This window comes from Nocardia sp. NPDC058658 (genome assembly GCF_042716665.1).
In the GTDB taxonomy this organism is placed as follows: domain Bacteria; phylum Actinomycetota; class Actinomycetes; order Mycobacteriales; family Mycobacteriaceae; genus Nocardia.
This window is the reverse complement of record NZ_JBHXRR010000003.1, coordinates 311,542-328,469: the sequence shown is the minus strand read 5'-3', so window position 1 is coordinate 328,469 and position 16,928 is coordinate 311,542. Positions and strand designations below refer to the sequence as shown.

The following is a 16,928-nucleotide window of genomic DNA, read 5'->3' as shown; positions in this document are numbered from 1 at the left end:
TGAACGTCAGTCACGAAGGAAGGCGCAGGACCCATGCCCGACACACTCGACGATCAGGCCGTCACCGACACGGTCGCCCGCTTCCGCCGCGCCACCACCGACAGCGACATCCCCGCGATCCTCGACACCCTGACCGAAGACGCCGAACTCATCTCCCCCCTCTCCGGCCGCCTCGTCTTCCGAGGCCACACCGACCTCACTCCCCTGCTCACCCTCATCTACCGCCCCCGCAGCCACCTACGCTGGACCGACACCCTGGGCACCGGCCCCACCCGAGTCCTCCTGGGCGAAGCCAAAGCCGGCCCCTTCCGCATGACCGAAGCCCTGGTCCTCACCCTCACCCCCACCGGCCGAATCCACCGCCTGAGCCCCCACCTCCGCCCCTGGCCAGCTCTCACCGCAGTAGCCATCTACCTCGGCCCGAGCCTCCTCCGATACCCCGGAGCCATCCGCCGGGCCGCGAGCCCGAAACGCTGATCCACCCGAACCGCGAAGCACCGCTTTCCGCCTTGGCACACCCCGAGCATCCCGAGCACCGGTCGATCTGGCTGACGCTGCTCTCCGCCCTCAGCACCATGGGTGGCGACCGTGCCGCGTTGTACTATGACTTCATCCTGTCGACGCTGCCCCCAGCAGCACGAAACGAGTGGGAGGCGCTGATGGCCGCCGGGCTTCAAGGGTATGAATACCGCAGCGACTTCGCCCGCACGTACTTCGCCGAAGGGGAAGCACGAGGTGAAGCACGAGGCGAGGCGAAGTCCGTGCTGACCGTACTCGACGCGCGTGGGATTGCGGTGCCCGCCGAGGTGCGCGATCGCATCCTCGAATGCGCTGACCTCGAGCAGTTGCAGCGGTCTGCGTAAGGCGCTCGAGGTCAACCACGCAGCCGACCTGCTGGACTGATCCGCGCTACTCGACCAACCCCTCGGGGGTCAGTTCGAGCCTGCGGGTGATGCCGATGTCGGCGAGGAAGCGGTCGTCGTGGCTGACCACGATCAAGGCGCCTTCGAAGCTTGCCAGGGCTTGGGTCAGGTGGGTCAGGCTGGGGAGGTCGAGGTTGTTGGTCGGCTCGTCGAGCATCAGCAGTTTCGGGGCCGGGTCGGCCAGGAGCAGGGTGGCGAGGGCGGCTCGGAGGCGTTCGCCGCCGGAGAGGGCCGAGGCGGGGATGTCGGCATCGGTGCCGCGGAACAGGAAGCGGGCCAGCTGCCCTCGGATCTGTTCGGCTGAGGCGTGGGGTGCCGCGTCGGCGACGTTCTCGAAAACTGTTCGCGTTTCCTCGAATACGTCGAGGCGTTGCGGCAACAGTCGCCAGGCGACCTTCGGTTCCTCGGCGACGATCCGGCGTAGCAGGGTTGTCTTTCCCGCCCCGTTACGCCCGGTCAGCGCGATCCGTTCCGGCCCGCTCACGCGCAGGTCGACCACCGGCCCATTGGCCAGTTCGACCTGCTGCAGGTCGAGCACGTCCTGCCCCGGATACAGCCGGGTGCCGGGGAGCTCGACCCTGATCTCGCGGTCCGCGCGCACCAATTCCTCGGCGTGGTCGAGAGTTTCACGGGCGGAGTCGAGTTTATCGATGTGGGAGTTGCGCAGTTTGCCCGCCGACACCTCGGCGGCGTTCTTGCGCAGTCCCGCAATGATTTTCGGTACCCGCTTGTTGTCCTGCATCTTCTGGGCGAAGCGGGCCCGCCGGTCCAGTTTCGTGCGCGCGTCGACGAGTTCACGTGCCTGCTTGCGCACATCGCTGCGCGCATCACGTACCGCGGCGCGGGCCGCGTCCTGCTCGGCCTCGACGATCCGCTCGTAGTCGCTGAAACCACCACCGAAGGAACGGATTTCGCCCGCGCGCAGTTCGGCGATGCCGTCCATCCGGTCGAGCAGTTCGCGGTCGTGACTGACCACGATCACCGTGCCCGCGAACTGCCGGATCACCTCGTAGAGCCGCTCGCGGGCGAGGGCGTCGAGGTTGTTGGTCGGTTCGTCGAGCAACAGCACGTCGGGTTCGCGCAACAGTTCGGCGACCAGTCCGAGGAGCACGGTTTCGCCACCGGAGAGGGTGTCGAGGGTGCGGTCCAGGTCGTCGACCGAGCCTGCCACGTAGTCGAGCCCGAGCTTGCCCAGCAGTGCGACGGCCTCGTCCTCGACCTGCCAGGCCGTGCCGACGGTGTCGAAATCCTCGGGCTCACCGGTGCCGCTTTCGATGCGGTGCAGTGCGCGACGCACCGGCGCGATGCCGAGCACAGCATCGACTCGCTGACCCGTCTGCATGCCCAGGTCCTGGCGCAGGTAGCCGAGGCTGCCCGGCACCGAGATCGACCCGCGCACGGGCTTCAGCTCACCGGCGACCAGCCGCAACAAGGCGGATTTTCCGGCGCCGTTGGCACCGACGAGGCCGATCTGACCAGGCCCGACGACAGCATCGAGCCCGTCGAAGACAGCGGTGCCGTCCGGCCAGTGAAAAGTGAGATCGGAGAAAGAAAGAGAGGCCATGCGGATTCCCTGGAGGTGCGACGGAAACACGGTGCGCAGAATCGCGGACCGTCCGAGAGCGCTACCTCATGAAATCAACGCGTGGCTCCGATCGCCGGGAACAAGACTCTCTATTGATAACACCCCGAGGCCCTGCCACGCCACCCCATTTTTCGACCTGTGAGCCCACTCATGCTGACGCTAACCTGGGTCCTGGGCGACCGCCCGAGAGCGAAGGAGTGCGATGTCGAAGACAATTGTGGTTCGTACGGCCGGTCAGAGCGATGTCGACGCAGCAGCGCGGACACTGGGCGAAGCGTTCCAGGACGACCCGGTGATGAGCTGGATCCTGCCGGACCCCCAGCACCGAGCGGCGGGTCTGCCCCGCTTCTTCGCCGCTGTCGCGCGCCACGTCTTCGTGCCGGACGGCGTTTCGGACCTGGCGCTTGGCCCGGACGGGTCCGTGGGCGGCGCCGCCCTGTGGTCCCCGCCGAACGCGCACGCCTCGACCCTCAGCGAACTCCGCATGATGCCCGGCATCTGGCGTGCGTTCGGCCGCCGCATCCTGGTGGGCAAAAAGCTCGGTGACCTGCTGAAGAAGAACCACCCCGCCGAACCGCACTGGTACCTCGGCATGATCGGCACCGCCACCGCCGCGAGAGGGGCAGGCTACGGCAGCGCACTGTTGAGCTCGCGGCTCGCGCACATCGATGCCGAGGGCGGCCTCGCCTATCTCGAATCCAGCAACCCGGTCAACGTGCCGTACTACGAACGCTTCGGCTTCGCGGTGACGCGCGAACTGCAACTCCCCGGCGGCCCGCCGATCTGGCTGATGCAGCGGGCGCCGCGCTGACTCAGAGCTTGACGATCGAGGTCACCGGGTAATCGCCCTGGTGCTCGCGCCCCTTCAGGAATTCGAGTTCGAGCACCACGGCGGCGGCGACCACCTCGGCCCCGACCTCCTTGAACAAGGCGGCCGCGGCGGCGAGGGTGCCGCCGGTGGCCAGGACGTCGTCGAGCAGCAGAATCCGCTTGCCCTCGAGTTCGACGCCGTCGGCCGGGATTTCCAGTGCGGCGGAACCGTATTCGAGCTTGTACTCACGCGAGACGACCGGCGGCGGGAGCTTGCCGCCCTTGCGGATGGCGAGCACGCCGGTACCGAGGGTCGCCGCGACGCCGGCACCGAGCAGGAAGCCACGCGCGTCGACGCCGGCCACCAGGTCGGCGTCGGGGGCGATGGCGGCGAAGCAGTCGATGACCGCACGGAAGCCGACGGCGTCGGCGAAGACGGGGGTGAGATCGGCGAAACGCACACCGGGCGTGGGGAAGTCGTCGTGCCAGCGGGTCAGTCGTTCGACCGCAGAGGCCGCCTCGGCGGTCCGCTCACTGGCCAGGTCGTCGGACTCGACCACCGCGTGCTTGCTCATCGACCCTCTTTCATCACCACTCATCGCTGCAACACCCAGCGATCCATGTTCCACCCGGTACCGGCCTGTGTCGGCCCGGCGATCCCGTTCTGCATGCCGGTGCCGAAGGCGATGGTGCGCGGCGTCGCGAACAACGGGATGCTCGGTAACTGCGCCCACAGCAGGTTCTCGGCCTCGGTGAGCAGGTTCAGCGTGGTGGTCGAGTTGGCCTCGCCCGCAAGCTGATCGGTGATCGCATCGTAGCGACCGTTAGCAAAGCCACCGAAATCGAGGCCGCTACCGGCCCGCAACGCGGCGAACGCGACAACACCCGCGCTCGACCCGGCAGGCCCCGGCACCGCGCCGGTTCCGCCGAGCACCGCGTCGACCGCGCCTTCCGGGAGTTTCACCGGCGTGAAGTCGGGCGCACCCGCGTCGACCACCGTAATGCCCGCTCCCCGACAGGATTCGGCGATCATCGCCACGGTCTGCGCACGACGCGCATCCGGACCCTGATAACCGATCCGCACGGTCGGCTGCTTCGTGCCGGAGGACGCCAGAGTCGCGGTGGCTGCCGGGATATCCGCGCCGAGATAACGCTCGGCCCCACCGACCACCGCCGGGTAGTACAGCGAATCCTGCTGCACCACATGGGCATTCAGCACACCCGAACCGAGACCGTGCTTCGCGGGCTCGCCCGCCTTGCCCAGGGTGTCGAACAGCGCCTGCCGCGGCACACACTGCGCGAACGCGCGACGCACCTCGAGCCGCGAGAACACCCCGCCGGTGGCGAGCACGAGCTGTTCGGCACTGCGGCTCGGCAGGGTCTGTTCGTCGAATCCGTCGAGCTTCAGGTCCGCGACCGACCGGGCCCCGAGATCGATGACCCCGAGCGCGTTCTCCTTCGCCTTGGCGGCGTAGTCGGTGCCCTTGGGCCACACCACGATTCGCTTCGTCTCGGGTGCGTCGCCCCACCACTTCTCGTTGGCGACCAGCACCAAACCGTCCTTCGCAGTGAAGGATTCGATCCGGTACGGACCCGACGAGGGGAACTTGGTCAGGTCCAGCGACCCGGACTTCACCGTCCAGCCGCTGTTCCAGAAGTCGGCGATCCGGCCGATCACCGCGCCGTCGCCGGTCTGCAGGGCGTTCACCACGTTCGGCACGCCGACCGCCTGCGCCACCACGTGCGCGGGCATCACCTCGGCCGCGGTGAACAGCGTCCGCCACGGCAGGTAGTGCTTGCCCGGCCGGAACACCACGGTGGCGTCCTTTGATCCGGGCTGGCAGTCGATGCGTTCGATCTCGTCGTAGCCCGCGGTGCTCGCCGCGTCGAACAGCGAGACGGGACCGCGGTCGCCGGGGCGGGTGAACTTGCCCGAACGCGCCGACCAGGCCAGCACCAGATCGTCGCAGGAGGTCTTCACTCCGTCGGAGTACACCCCGTCCGGGTTGAGCCGGTACTGCACCGTCTGGGTTTCGCCCGGTACTTCCTTGGCGGTGCCGACGTCGGTGTCGGCCACCTGCTGACCGTCGGGTCCGGTGTAGAAGAACCCGGTCAGCACGCGGCCGAACACCGCGGCGGCACCGCTACTGGCGCCGAGCGTGCTCGCGCCGTTGTAGCTGGCCACCGCGGCGTCGACCGCGTAACCGATGGAAGGCACCTGGTTCTTGGTCGAGCACCCGGCCACCACGGAGGTGGTCACACCCGCCGTGGCGAGCACGGTGATCAGTCGAATCGTGCTGCGTCGCATGATGAGACCCCCTCCTGGTTGTCAGTGCCTTCTCTGTTGACGCTTCCCGGTCGGACGCGAACCCGGACGCGGGGCGCCGGTGCCGACCGGACGCGAACCACGCGCACCGGAACCCACCGGAACCCGAGGTGCCGCAGCGACCCCGGCCCGCTTGTCCAGCACCTTCTTGGTGTGCGCGGCCACCGGACCCCAGCGTTCCTTGATCGAGACCAGCACCGGAACGGCGAGGAAGATCGACGAGTAGGCGCCGACGATCATGCCGACCAGCTGCACCAGCGCGAGGTCCTTGAGCGTGCCGACACCGAGCAGCCACACCGCGATCACCAGCATGCCGATGATCGGCAGGATGCCGATGATCGTGGTGCTGATCGACCGCATCAGCGTCTGGTTGGCGGCCAGGTTGGCCTGTTCGGCGTAGGTGCGCTTGTTCAGGTGCAGCACGCCACGGGTGTTCTCCTCCACCTTGTCGAAGACCACCACGTTGTCGTAGAGCACGTAACCCAGAATCGTGAGCAGACCGATCACCGCCGCCGGTGTCACCTCGAACCCGACCAGCGAGTAGATACCCGCTGTCACGAACAGGTTGAAGAACAGCGACACGATCGCCGCGATCGACATGTCCCGTTCGAAGCGGATGGCGATGTAGACCATCGTCAACGCCACGAACACTGCCAGCGCGATCAGCGCCTTCTTGGTGATCTCGCCGCCCCAGGTCTCGCTGATCTCGGCGATGCTGATGGCGTTGCGACTCACCTGCCCGGACGAGTCCTTGGGCTGGAACTCGTCGAACAGCGCCGACTGGACCTGTTCGGTCTGGGCCAGGTCGAGGGTCTCCGAGCGCACCTGAATGGTGGCCGAGTCACCGGAGCCGACCCGCTGGACCGCGACCGGTGCATGACCGAGCGCCTGGGAGTAGACGTCTTCCACCTGCTGGGTACTGATGTCCGCGGCGGGAATCTGGATGCGCGAGCCACCCTCGAAGTCGATACCGAGGGTGAAGCCGCGCACCGCGATGCTCAGCAGCGAGATCAGCAGCAGCACCGCCGACATCGTGTAGAAGAACTTGCGCCGGCTGACGATGGGGAAACCGCCGGTACCGGTGTAGAGCCGTTCGAAGAACCCGTGCTTCGGGCCCTGCGTCGGCTCGTAGGAGTCCAGGTTCACCGATTCCTCGGTGGGGTTGTCGTTGCTCATCGTGACATCTCCTTCGACCTGGCCTGGCCGCGTTCCCTGGCGATCTGCTGAACCGAGCCGAGGCCGTTCACCGAGGGCTTGGCCCAGAACGGCGAGCGCGAGGCGAGCATCAGCAGCGGTGCGGTGACCAGGTACAGCACGATCACGTCGAGCACGGTGGTGACACCGAGAGTGAAGGCGAAGCCCTTCACCTGACCGGCGGCGAGCAGATACAACACGACCGAGGCGATCAAGCTGACCGTCTTACCGGACAGGTTGGTGCGCTGGGCGCGCTGCCAACCGCGCGGCACCGCCGAGCGGAAGCTGCGGCCTTCGCGCATCTCGTCCTTGATGCGTTCGAAGAACACCACGAACGAGTCGGCCGTCAAACCGATACCGATGATCAGACCGGCGATACCCGCGAGATCGAGGGTGAACCCGATCCAGCGCCCGAGCAGCACGATGATGCCGTACACCGCGATACCGGCCGCGATCAGCGAGAACCCGGCCAGCAGGCCGAGCATCCGGTACACGAGCAGGCAGTACAGCAGCACCGCGATCAGGCCGACGGCACCGGCGAGCAGACCCGCCTTCAGCGAGGACAGGCCCAGCGTCGCCGAGACCGTTTCCGCTTCCGAGGTCTGGAACGACAGCGGCAGCGAACCGTACTTCAGGGTGTTGGCCAGCTCGCCCGCGCTGTCGGCGTTGAAGCTGCCCGAGATGGAGGTACGACCACCCAGCTGCGGACCCTGCTGCACCTGCGGGGCGCTGACGACCTTCGTGTCGAGCACGAACGCGACTCGCTTGTTGACGTACTCACCGGTCAGCGCGGACCAGGCGTCGGCACCCGAGGACTTGAACTCGAGGTTCACCTCGTGGCGGGCCTGCTGCGAGTTCAGCTGGGAGGTCGCGTCGGCGATCTCCTGGCCGTCGATGCGGCTGGGGCCGAGCAGGAACACCTCGGTGCCGTCCTGCGAGCAGGTGACCAGTGGGAGACCCGGATCGTCGTTACCGGTCAGCGGGTCGGGCTTGGTGCAGTCCATGCTCGTCATGGCGAGCTGCTGCATGGTCTGGTCGGTGCTCTGACGCAGTTCCTTGGCCTGGGCGATCTCCTTGGCCTGCTGCTGCGCGGTGGTGAGTCCACCGGGCGGCGGCGTCGGTGTCGGCGGTGCCTGGGCGGGGAACACCCGAGACTGCGGTGCCGGGGTGGTCGGCGCGTCGGCGGGCGGCGTCGCCCCGCCCGGCTGGCTCTGTTCACCCGGCGCGGGCACCGGAGCGTCGGTCGCGGGCGGTGCGGTCCCACCCGGCGGTGCGGTGCCGGTGGCGGGCGGAGCCGCCCCACCGGCCTGCGGCGCGGTGGCGAACAGCACCGGGCGGATGTAGAGCTTGGCGGTGGTGGCCAGCGCGCGTGCCTGCTGGCTGTCCTCGCCGGGCACCGTGATGACCAGGTTGTCACCGTCGATGACCACCTCGGAGCCGGAGACGCCGAGACCGTTGACACGGCTCTCGATGATCTCCTGCGCCTTCTTCAGGCTGTCCTGGCTCGGCTTGTTGCCGTCGGGGGTACGCGCGGTCAATGTGACGCGGGTACCGCCCTGCAGGTCGATGCCGAGCTTGGCCGACGGGGAATGGTCACCGGTGAAGAACACCAGCGCGTAGATCACGGCCAGTAGCGCGGCGTAGACGCCGAGCAACCGGAACGGATGCGCCGATCCTTGGGAAGGTGGCACAGCAGGTCATCTCCTAGGCGGAAGTCGAGGGTGAATCGGTGGGCACAACGGTGCCCGGCCCGGCACGCAGCGCGCGCCCGGGCGGGAAAAGGGACTGGTCAGTCCTTGGTCAGCCGGGTCTCGGTCTGTTCCACGGCTTCCTCGGCGACAGGTGCGTCGATGGCTTCGTGAGCCCCGTCGACGGCGGTCTCCTCGACCGTGGCCTCGTCGACGCGCACCTCGCGGATCGCCTGACGCAGCCAGGTGGTCACGACCTCTTCGGCGATCTCCAGGTCCACGGTGGTCTCGTCGGTCTCGACGATGGTGCCGTACAGACCCGAGGTGGTGATCACCCGGTCACCGACCTTCAGGCTCTCCTGCAGGTTCGAGACCTTCTCGGCCTCCCGCTTCTGTTTGCGGATACCGAAGAACATCGGCACGAGCAGGGCCAGGATCAGCAGCGGAAAGAGGAAGTCCATCGTCGAAGTCAGTCCCTAGTCAGTGGTGGACGTGCAAGTACGCCTGACAGTCTGCCAGTTCCCCGCCGCGGCGACACACCGGACACCGACGCGCGCGTGAAACGGGCCACTCAGACGGCGCGACCGTAGGTGTAATCGTCGAGCGGGAAGGTGACCGCTTCGCGGTGCGCGGCGGCGGTGCTGGTCGGGCGCAGCAGCGCCGCTTCCCCGTGTTGGTTGAAGTAGTAACTGCGCGCGGTGGCGCAGTCGCCGCCGTAGAACACCGAGGAACCCAGCTTCTCGGTCATCCGGTCGAGGAAGTCCGCATTGGCCGCTTCGGTGACCTCGAAGGTCTGCTCGCCGCGGCGGAACAGTTCGGTGAACAACCGGCCCATGTGCTTCATCTGGGCTTCGATGGTGGTGAAGTAGGACAGCCCGCTGTAGGAGTAGGGGCTGTTGAGGCTCAGGAAGTTCGGGAACTTGGGCACGGTGATGCCCTCGTAAGCCTGAAAACGGTTGTCGCGCCAGAACTTTCCGAGATTCACGCCGTCGCGGCCGACGATCTCGATGGCCGGGAAGTTCACGTCCCACAGGTTGAAGCCGGTGGCGAGCAGCAGGGTGTCGATCTCGGTTTTGTGGCCGTCGGCGGTGACGATGCCGTCGGGTTCAACATGGTCGATCGAGTTCGTCTCCAGCCGAACGTGCGGGTGGTTGAAGGTCTTGAAGTAGTCGTTGGAGAACGTCGGCCGCTTGCACCCGAAGTCGTAGTGCGGGGTGAGCTTGTCCCGGGTTTCCCTGTCGCGAACCTGCGCGAACAGGTGCGCCTTGGCCAGCAACGCGGCCGCGCTGTTGAACGGTTTGGCCTGCTTGTAATGCAGCACGCCGACGATCATCAGCGCCTCGAGCATGCCGGTGTTGACCAGCCGTGCCGCCTTCTGTGTGAGCGGGACCTTGTCGAACAGACCCTGCACGACGGCCGGAATCGGGGCATCGACCTTGGGCACCACCCAGATCGGGGTCCGCTGGAACACGGTCAGCTCGTCGACCTGCTTCGCGACCTCGGGCACCAACTGCACGGCCGTGGCGCCGGTGCCGATGACGGCGGCCTTGCGACCGGTCAGGTCGTAGTCGGCGTCCCAGTCGGTGGTGTGGATGATCTTGCCCGCGAAGGACTCGATGCCGGGAAACGGCGGCGTATAGGGCTGGGACAGAAAGCCCGTCGCCGCGAGCAGATAGCGCGCGGTGAGCGTTTCACCGCCGGCGATCGTCACCAGCCACTGCTGGTTCTCCGCATCCCAGCGCGCGCCGTCGACAACGGTCCCGAACCGCATCCGCCCGCGCAGATCGTATTTGTCGGCGACGTGCTCGGCGTATTTCTTCAACTCGGCGCCGGGCGCGAACAGCCTGGACCAATACGGGTTCGGCTCGAAGGAGTAGGAGTAGGTCACCGAGGCGATGTCGACCGCGAGACCCGGGTACCTGTTCACATGCCAGGTGCCGCCCAGGTCGTCCTCCCGTTCCAGGATGACGAAATTGCGCAACCCGAGCCGATCGAGTTCGATCCCGGCGCCGATGCCACCGAAACCCGCTCCGACCACCACTGCGTCCCACTGAGGTACCACGCCGAACCTCCACACCGCATGCGAATGCCGAACCTGCAGAATGACACGTCATTCTGATTACGTCGAATGTAACATCGTCAATGTGACGAAGCCACCCTCGCGCATCGACCTACGCAAAGCCGAATTGCGCAGGGACATCATCGATACCGCGTTCGACTGCTTCGCCGAGAAGGGCTATCACGCCACCGGAATCGCCGACATCGCCACGCGCCTTCGCATCGGTCACGGCACCTTCTACCGGTACTTCGCGAACAAGCGCGACATCATCGACCATGTCATCGACGAGGTGAGCGGGCGAATCTTCGGCGCGCTCGACAACGACTCGGAACCCGAAAGCGCCGCCACCATCGACGAGTACGCCGAACTGCTCGACCGGATCGGCGACTCGCTCACCCACGTCCTGCTCGACGATCCGCGCCCGGCGCACCTGCTGCTGTTCCACGCCACCGGCATCGACGACGAACTCACCGAGCGGGTGTACGGCCTGGTCGACGCCACCGAGGTCCTCATGACCCGCTACCTCGACCACGGTGTTCGCGTCGGGTACCTGCGCGCCGACATCGACACCGCCAATACCGCCAAGGCAGCGCTGGGCATGATCGTCGCCGGGCTCGTCGCGGGCATCCGAACCCCTGATCCGGCAGCGATGTCGGTGTACAGTCACGCCGTGCGGCGGCTGTTCATCGATGGCGTGCGCGCCGCTGCCCGATAATGAAAAGCCGTGGGATAGAAGGGCAATCCTGAGACAATGACCGCTGTGACGCCCGACGATGTGAGCCGCACCCACTTCGCCATGCCGAATCTGGGGCATCGCGGCTACCACGCAGACGAGGTCGATGCCTTCATGGAGAAGGTCTCGGCCACGCTCGACGGGCAGGGTGGACTCACCGCCGACGACATCCGCCACGTGCATTTCGGCGCACCGCGTTTCGGCGGTCGCGGGTATCAGGCCGATCAGGTCGACGATTTCCTCGACCGGGTGCGGACCGAGCTCGAACATCGGCAGAAGGGCGGGGCTCCGGTTCCGGCGGCGCGGCTGGGCGACGATGTCGCCGAGATGCTCACCCCCGACGACGTGCACCGCATGCGCTTCACCCAGTCCGCGGTCGGCAGGCGCGGCTACCACGAGGAAGAGGTCGACGCCTTCCTCGACCTGGTCGCGGCCACCCTGGCCCACAACGGGCCCGGCAGTCTCACCACCTCCGATGTGCGTGGCGTGCGCTTCAACGACACCCGCCTCGGCACCCGCGGTTACGCCCGCGAAGAGGTAGACGCTTTCCTCGACCTGGTGATCACCGCCCTCGAGAACGCCGAACGGCGGTAATCTTTGCGGCTGGCGCCGCGGGTTTTCGGCCTGTTCCCTTGCTCTTCCCTCCCGCCGGGCACTCCTTCGTCGCACCCTATGGTCAGTCCATCGCAAGGCGACCGAAAACCAGCATCGTGGGCCTATCCTTGGATGCTGTGGAGTTCGGCTTCGCGGAGGTCGTCGGGGAAGACGTAGCGACGGAAGGCCCAGAAGCGGAAAGCCATGGCCAGCAGGACGCCGAGGATCTGGCCCGAGATGAAGTTGGCGACCATCTGCACCGTCGGATCCACGTGCGGCACACGCAGATTCAGCGCGTAGAGCGAGATCGCCTGCGGGATCATGGTGACCGCGATGCCCAGTGCGCTGACCGCGAAGAACAGGGCGGCCTCGTGACTGCGCTGCCTGCCGCCGCGGGCGCGGAAGGACCACTCGCGGTTGAGGATGTAGGAGGCGATGGTCGCGATCAGCGCGCCGAGCAGGCGCGCGGTCAGCGGCTTGTCGCCGAGCACCGTCAGTTTCACCGCGTACACCACGCCCGTGTCGATGAACCAGGTCATCGCGCCGACGACGGCGAATTTCAGTAGTTCCCGATGCTTCAGGAGCAGGGAACGCAACGGCTCGGGGAACCGCTGCACCACCTCTAGGACTGCCACTGAATCGACAGTAGACGACGTTGCGGTGCCGCGCCCGCCCGGAGCGGGGCTGTTACTCGTAGCGGTCGGTGATCGGCTGTGGTTCTCGCCCACGCACTTCGATGGCGCCGATGACCAGATCAGGGGGCGGCACCAAGCCCAGATGTTCCCAGGCGCCCGCGGTCGCGACCCGGCCGCGTGGGGTGCGGGCGACGAGTCCGGCGCGTACCAGGAACGGTTCGCAGACCTCTTCCACGGTGGCCGCTTCCTCGCCGACGGCGACAGCGAGGGTCGAGACACCCACCGGTCCCCCGCCGAAGCCACGCACGAGCGCGCCGAGGACCGCGCGGTCGAGCCGGTCGAGGCCGAGGGCGTCGACGTCGTAGACCTCGAGCGCCGCCATCGCGATGGGATGGGTGATGAACCCGTCCGCCCTGACCTCGGCGTAGTCACGAACCCGGCGCAGCAGCCGGTTGGCGATACGCGGGGTGCCACGCGAGCGTCCGGCCACTTCGGCGGCGGCGTCGGGGTCGATCTGGACACCGAGGATGCGGGCCGAGCGGGTGAGGATCTGCAGCAGTTCGGCCGGGTCGTAGAAGTCCATGTGCCCGGTGAAGCCGAAGCGGTCGCGCAGCGGTCCGGTGAGCGCACCCGAGCGGGTGGTGGCGCCGACCAGGGTGAACGGGGCGATATCGAGGGGGATCGAGGTAGCGCCCGGCCCCTTGCCGACGACCACGTCGACGCGGAAGTCCTCCATCGCCAGGTACAGCATTTCCTCGGCCGGGCGGGCCATGCGGTGGATCTCGTCGATGAACAGCACATCGCCCTCGACCAGGTTGGACAGCATGGCGGCGAGGTCGCCCGCGCGTTCCAGTGCCGGGCCGGAGGTAATGCGCAGGGCGGTGCCGAGTTCGCCCGCGATGATCATCGCCATGCTGGTCTTGCCGAGGCCTGGCGGTCCCGACAGCAGCACGTGGTCGGGGGTGGCGCCGCGCTGGCGGGCGCCGCGCAGGACCAGTGCGAGCTGTTCGCGCACGCGGGGCTGGCCGATGAAGGTGTCGAGAGAGGTGGGGCGCAGCCCGGTTTCGGCTTCGCCGTCGGTGCTGAGATAGCGGGCGGTGAGGTCGGATTCGTCGGATTCGTCGAAGCTGTCGAAGTCGTCGTCCACGGTCTACCTGTTCTTACCGAGCAGGCCGAGCGCCGCGCGCAAGGCCACCGAGGTGGTGGCGGCCGGCTGGTCGGCGAGCACGGCGTCGACGGCCTGTTCGGCCTGCTTCGCGGGGAAGCCGAGACCGATGAGCGCCTCGGAAACCTGTTCGCGCACAGGGGTATTCGGCGTTTGGGCGCCGGGCGGGCCGGTCGGCACCGCCACCTGGTTCACCTTGTCGCGCAGTTCGACGACCATCCGCTCGGCACCGCGTTTACCGATGCCCGGCACCCGGGTCAGCGCGGCAACATTGCTCTCGGCCAACGCTTTTCGCAGCGCCTCGGGTTCGAGCACGGCCAGCACGGCCATCGCCAGGCGTGGGCCGACCCCGGTGACGGTCTGCAGCAGCGCGAACAGTTCGCGTGCTTCGGTGTCGGCGAACCCGAACAGGGTCATCGAGTCCTCGCGCACGATCATGGTCGTGTAGAGGCGCGTTTCTTCGCCGCGGGTGAGCCCGGCGAGGGTGGCCGGGGTGGCATTGAGCCGGTAGCCGATGCCCGCCGCTTCGATCACCACGTGATCGAGCGCGATCTCGAGTACCTCTCCGCGTACCGACGCGATCACCCGCGCACCACCTTCCGTTGTTCGGCGAGCTTCTGTTCGTAGCGGCGTCGGACCTCGTCGGCCTGCGCCTGCGCGGCCGCCATCCGGTCCAACAGCGGCGCCCGCCAACAATGACAGATGGCGAGTGCGAGCGCGTCGGCGGCATCGGCCGGTTTCGGGGCAACCTGTAAACCGAGAATCCGCGTCACCATCGCGGTGACCTGCGCTTTGTCCGCCGTTCCGTTCCCGGTCACAGCAGCTTTCACCTCACTGGGCGTATGAAACGCCACCCGAATCCCCCGCCGAGCAGCGGCCAACGCGATCACCCCACCGGCCTGCGCGGTCCCCATCGCGGTCCGCACGTTGTGCTGCGCGAACACCCGCTCGATCGCGACCGCCTCAGGCTTGTGCGTATCCATCCACTCCTCGGCGGCATCCGCCACAGCCATCAATCGCAAGGCCAACTCGGCATCCGGTGGCGTCCGCACCACCCCGACATCGAGGGCGACCACCTTCCGGCCGGGCCCACTGTCGACCATGCTGAGCCCGCACCGGGTGAGCCCGGGATCGACGCCCATCACCCGCACCGGCCACCCCTTCGAAGACACGAACAGTTGTTCGAAAGTCTAGAGCATCCCCGACTTCCGCCCGACCAACGACACGACCCTGACCGGCGAGCGCTACCCGAGCGCGGCGGTGAAGGCCTCGAGCGCGCGATCGTCGAACAGTACGAATCGCACCAGGGTCGCGTTCGTGTCGGCCGCGCGCACTGTCTCGACGGCGATTCGCGCGCCGTCGTCCATCGGCCAGCCGAAGATGCCGGTGGAGATCGCTGGGAAGGCGACGGTTGTCGCACCCAATTCGTCTGCGACGCGTAGGGATTCGCGGTAGCACGAGGCGAGGAGGGCGGAGCGGTCTTCGGTGGCGGACCAGACGGGGCCGACGGTGTGGATCACCCAGCGTGCTGGTAGACGGCCTGCGGTGGTCGCGACCGCTTGGCCGGTGCGCAGGCCTTTGCCGTAGTGCGAGGCGCGCAGGTCGCGGCATTCGGACAGGATCTGCGGGCCGCCTTTGCGGTGGATGGCCCCGTCTACTCCGCCGCCGCCGAGCAGGGAGGAGTTCGCGGCGTTGACGACCGCGTCCACCTGCTGTTCGGTGATGTCGCCGCGGACGGCTTCGATACGCGTCATGTCCTCATTGTGCCGGGGTGGATCGCGAGCGCGGGTACCGTCGAGTAGGTCAGGCTTGGGTGACCCGAGACGAGGAGAACCGCAGATGGCCATACCTACCGGCGAGATCACGGTGACGCCTGAGGGGCGGGATCTGGTGATCTCGCGGTCGTTGGGGTTGCCGATCGAGGAGGTGTGGGCGCGGTTGACCGATCCGCATCTGACGGCGGGGTGGTACGGGACCTGGGAGGGGCAGGTGGGGACCGGGAACACCATCCGGGTGCAGATGCGGTTCGAGGAGGGTGAGCCGTGGACGGATATGCGCATCGATGACTGCACACCGCCGCTGCACCTGGGGATCTCCTCGACCGACCAGATCGGGCTGTGGCGACTCGAGGTGACGCTGCTCGACACCGGCGCGGCCACCACATTGCGTCTGGTCCACCATCTGACCTCGGAATACCAGCTGGCGGAGATCCCGCAGATCGGGCCGGGCTGGGAGTACTACGCGGACATGTTCGTCGCCGCGTGCACGCACACCGAACTACCGGATTTCGCCGACTACTATCCGTCGATGTCGGGTTACTACGAACAGCAGACTTCTTGAAACGTGAACCGCCCCAGCCGAATTCACGGCCGGGGCGGGTCAACGGAAAACCTGACTACTCGTCGTCGAGTTCCGCGGCGACCTCGTCGGAGATGTCGACATTGGTGTACACGTTCTGCACATCGTCGCTGTCTTCGAGCGCATCGACCAGCTTGAACACCTTGCGCGCACCCTCGGCGTCGACCGCGACCGACACCGACGCCTGGAAACCGGACTCGGCGGAGTCGTAGTCGATGTTGGCGGCCTGCAGGGCCGAGCGCACCGCGATCAGATCGCCGGGCTCGGAGATGATCTCGAAGACATCGCCGTGATCGTTGACGTCTTCGGCGCCCGCGTCGAGGACCGTCTCGAGGACGTCGTCCTCGGACAGCCCGTTCTTCTCGAGCGTCACCACACCCTTGCGGGCGAACAGGTACGACACCGAACCCGGATCGGCCATGTTGCCGCCGTTGCGGGTCATCGCCAGCCGGACCTCGCCCGCGGCGCGATTGCGGTTGTCGGTGAGGCACTCGATCAGCACGGCGACACCGTTGGGCCCGTAGCCCTCGTACATGATCGTCTGCCAGTCGGCGCCGCCGGCTTCTTCACCACCGCCGCGCTTGCGGGCGCGCTCGATGTTGTCGTTGGGGACCGAGGTCTTCTTCGCCTTCTGGATGGCGTCGAACAGCGTCGGATTGCCCGCAGGGTCACTACCACCAGTGCGGGCCGCCACCTCGATGTTCTTGATCAGCTTGGCGAAGAGTTTGCCGCGCTTGGCGTCGATTCCCGCCTTCTTGTGCTTGGTGGTGGCCCATTTGGAGTGGCCGCTCATGCCCTACTTCCTTCAAGTCGGTTGCGCGTCTGCCCGGGCGGACAAGCTCGATCCAGCCTACTCAC

General features: G+C 67.2%; 19 protein-coding genes. 6 read left to right on the top strand and 13 right to left on the bottom strand.

All coding sequences use genetic code 11. From position 1 onward, the window contains the following. The first annotated feature begins 33 nt into the window (after positions 1-33). Both ACFWUP_RS08805 and ACFWUP_RS08800 read left to right on the top strand, forming a co-directional pair. Entirely contained in the window at positions 34-477 is a 444-nt protein-coding gene (locus ACFWUP_RS08805; protein WP_379232225.1) for a nuclear transport factor 2 family protein, read from the top strand. Positions 478-509: 32 nt separating this feature from the next. Further along, positions 510-863: a hypothetical protein gene (locus tag ACFWUP_RS08800; RefSeq protein ID WP_379232223.1), complete on the top strand. Its 354-nt coding sequence runs from the start codon at positions 510-512 to the stop codon at positions 861-863. 46 nt (positions 864-909) lie between these two features. Here ACFWUP_RS08800 and ACFWUP_RS08795 read toward each other — a convergent pair whose 3' ends face one another. Continuing rightward, positions 910-2,487, bottom strand: a complete 1,578-nt coding sequence (locus tag ACFWUP_RS08795) for an ABC-F family ATP-binding cassette domain-containing protein (RefSeq protein ID WP_379232221.1) — start codon at positions 2,485-2,487, stop codon at positions 910-912. A gap of 223 nt (positions 2,488-2,710) precedes the next feature. Here ACFWUP_RS08795 and ACFWUP_RS08790 point away from each other — a divergent pair, with 223 nt between their 5' ends. Continuing rightward, complete coding sequence (locus ACFWUP_RS08790) at positions 2,711-3,319, top strand: GNAT family N-acetyltransferase (RefSeq protein ID WP_379232220.1); 609 nt, start codon at positions 2,711-2,713, stop codon at positions 3,317-3,319. A 1-nt stretch (position 3,320) separates the two neighbouring features. Here the strand turns inward: ACFWUP_RS08790 and ACFWUP_RS08785 are convergent, their stop codons facing one another. The 6 genes from ACFWUP_RS08785 to ACFWUP_RS08760 all read right to left on the bottom strand — a co-directional run bounded on the left by ACFWUP_RS08785 (position 3,321) and on the right by ACFWUP_RS08760 (position 10,588). Further along, a complete protein-coding gene (locus tag ACFWUP_RS08785) occupies positions 3,321-3,893 on the bottom strand; it encodes an adenine phosphoribosyltransferase (protein ID WP_379232218.1) in 573 nt (190 codons plus the stop codon). Positions 3,894-3,913: 20 nt separating this feature from the next. Then, positions 3,914-5,626 carry an ABC transporter substrate-binding protein gene (locus ACFWUP_RS08780; RefSeq protein WP_379232216.1) on the bottom strand — a complete coding sequence of 571 codons (1,713 nt, stop codon included), beginning with the start codon at positions 5,624-5,626 and terminating at the stop codon, positions 3,914-3,916. A 21-nt stretch (positions 5,627-5,647) separates the two neighbouring features. After that, complete coding sequence (gene secF / locus ACFWUP_RS08775; RefSeq protein WP_379232215.1) at positions 5,648-6,820, bottom strand: protein translocase subunit SecF; 1,173 nt, start codon at positions 6,818-6,820, stop codon at positions 5,648-5,650. Further along, the gene (gene secD / locus ACFWUP_RS08770) at positions 6,817-8,529 is read right to left on the bottom strand and encodes a protein translocase subunit SecD (RefSeq protein ID WP_379232214.1); all 1,713 of its coding nucleotides are present in this window, start codon (positions 8,527-8,529) and stop codon (positions 6,817-6,819) included. The genes secF and secD overlap by 4 nt, the downstream gene beginning before the upstream one ends. Before the next feature lie 98 nt (positions 8,530-8,627). Then, positions 8,628-8,987, bottom strand: coding sequence for a preprotein translocase subunit YajC (gene yajC / locus ACFWUP_RS08765; protein ID WP_379232213.1), 360 nt, complete (start codon positions 8,985-8,987; stop codon positions 8,628-8,630). A gap of 110 nt (positions 8,988-9,097) precedes the next feature. Next, positions 9,098-10,588, bottom strand: a complete 1,491-nt coding sequence (locus tag ACFWUP_RS08760; RefSeq protein ID WP_379232211.1) for a flavin-containing monooxygenase — start codon at positions 10,586-10,588, stop codon at positions 9,098-9,100. 82 nt (positions 10,589-10,670) lie between these two features. Here ACFWUP_RS08760 and ACFWUP_RS08755 point away from each other — a divergent pair, with 82 nt between their 5' ends. Together ACFWUP_RS08755 and ACFWUP_RS08750 are read left to right on the top strand one after the other, a co-directional pair. Further along, positions 10,671-11,300 carry a TetR/AcrR family transcriptional regulator gene (locus ACFWUP_RS08755; RefSeq protein ID WP_379232210.1) on the top strand — a complete coding sequence of 210 codons (630 nt, stop codon included), beginning with the start codon at positions 10,671-10,673 and terminating at the stop codon, positions 11,298-11,300. 36 nt (positions 11,301-11,336) lie between these two features. Then, a complete protein-coding gene (locus tag ACFWUP_RS08750; RefSeq protein WP_379232208.1) occupies positions 11,337-11,912 on the top strand; it encodes a DivIVA domain-containing protein in 576 nt (191 codons plus the stop codon). A 122-nt stretch (positions 11,913-12,034) separates the two neighbouring features. On the opposite strand, the gene ACFWUP_RS08745 is transcribed toward ACFWUP_RS08750, so the two are convergent. From ACFWUP_RS08745 to ACFWUP_RS08725, 5 genes are all read right to left on the bottom strand, one after another. Beyond that, a complete protein-coding gene (locus tag ACFWUP_RS08745; RefSeq protein WP_379232206.1) occupies positions 12,035-12,547 on the bottom strand; it encodes a GtrA family protein in 513 nt (170 codons plus the stop codon). A gap of 52 nt (positions 12,548-12,599) precedes the next feature. Continuing rightward, complete coding sequence (gene ruvB / locus ACFWUP_RS08740) at positions 12,600-13,694, bottom strand: Holliday junction branch migration DNA helicase RuvB (protein WP_379232205.1); 1,095 nt, start codon at positions 13,692-13,694, stop codon at positions 12,600-12,602. 3 nt (positions 13,695-13,697) lie between these two features. Further along, complete coding sequence (gene ruvA / locus ACFWUP_RS08735) at positions 13,698-14,297, bottom strand: Holliday junction branch migration protein RuvA (protein WP_379232203.1); 600 nt, start codon at positions 14,295-14,297, stop codon at positions 13,698-13,700. Further along, entirely contained in the window at positions 14,294-14,863 is a 570-nt protein-coding gene (gene ruvC, locus ACFWUP_RS08730) for a crossover junction endodeoxyribonuclease RuvC (RefSeq protein ID WP_379232342.1), read from the bottom strand. The genes ruvA and ruvC overlap by 4 nt, the downstream gene beginning before the upstream one ends. 93 nt (positions 14,864-14,956) lie before the next feature. After that, complete coding sequence (locus ACFWUP_RS08725; protein ID WP_379232201.1) at positions 14,957-15,466, bottom strand: O-acetyl-ADP-ribose deacetylase; 510 nt, start codon at positions 15,464-15,466, stop codon at positions 14,957-14,959. Between the two features lie 85 nt (positions 15,467-15,551). Between ACFWUP_RS08725 and ACFWUP_RS08720 the strand changes: the two genes are divergently transcribed. Further along, positions 15,552-16,052, top strand: coding sequence for an SRPBCC domain-containing protein (locus ACFWUP_RS08720; RefSeq protein ID WP_379232199.1), 501 nt, complete (start codon positions 15,552-15,554; stop codon positions 16,050-16,052). Positions 16,053-16,107: 55 nt separating this feature from the next. On the opposite strand, the gene ACFWUP_RS08715 is transcribed toward ACFWUP_RS08720, so the two are convergent. Next, positions 16,108-16,863: a YebC/PmpR family DNA-binding transcriptional regulator gene (locus ACFWUP_RS08715; protein WP_067452155.1), complete on the bottom strand. Its 756-nt coding sequence runs from the start codon at positions 16,861-16,863 to the stop codon at positions 16,108-16,110. Positions 16,864-16,928 lie beyond the last annotated feature (65 nt).

Excerpts from the sequence above, each read along its gene's own strand:
- ACFWUP_RS08780 (WP_379232216.1), bottom strand. The coding sequence starts at position 5,626 with ATGCGACGCAGCACGATTCGACTGATCACCGTGCTCGCCACGGCGGGT.
- ACFWUP_RS08725 (WP_379232201.1), bottom strand. The coding sequence starts at position 15,466 with ATGACGCGTATCGAAGCCGTCCGCGGCGACATCACCGAACAGCAGGTG.
- ACFWUP_RS08805 (WP_379232225.1), top strand. The coding sequence starts at position 34 with ATGCCCGACACACTCGACGATCAGGCCGTCACCGACACGGTCGCCCGC.
- ACFWUP_RS08750 (WP_379232208.1), top strand. The coding sequence starts at position 11,337 with ATGACCGCTGTGACGCCCGACGATGTGAGCCGCACCCACTTCGCCATG.
- secF (WP_379232215.1), bottom strand. The coding sequence starts at position 6,820 with ATGAGCAACGACAACCCCACCGAGGAATCGGTGAACCTGGACTCCTAC.
- ACFWUP_RS08795 (WP_379232221.1), bottom strand. The coding sequence starts at position 2,487 with ATGGCCTCTCTTTCTTTCTCCGATCTCACTTTTCACTGGCCGGACGGC.
- ACFWUP_RS08785 (WP_379232218.1), bottom strand. The coding sequence starts at position 3,893 with ATGAGCAAGCACGCGGTGGTCGAGTCCGACGACCTGGCCAGTGAGCGG.
- yajC (WP_379232213.1), bottom strand. The coding sequence starts at position 8,987 with ATGGACTTCCTCTTTCCGCTGCTGATCCTGGCCCTGCTCGTGCCGATG.
- ACFWUP_RS08790 (WP_379232220.1), top strand. The coding sequence starts at position 2,711 with ATGTCGAAGACAATTGTGGTTCGTACGGCCGGTCAGAGCGATGTCGAC.
- ACFWUP_RS08720 (WP_379232199.1), top strand. The coding sequence starts at position 15,552 with ATGGCCATACCTACCGGCGAGATCACGGTGACGCCTGAGGGGCGGGAT.
- ACFWUP_RS08715 (WP_067452155.1), bottom strand. The coding sequence starts at position 16,863 with ATGAGCGGCCACTCCAAATGGGCCACCACCAAGCACAAGAAGGCGGGA.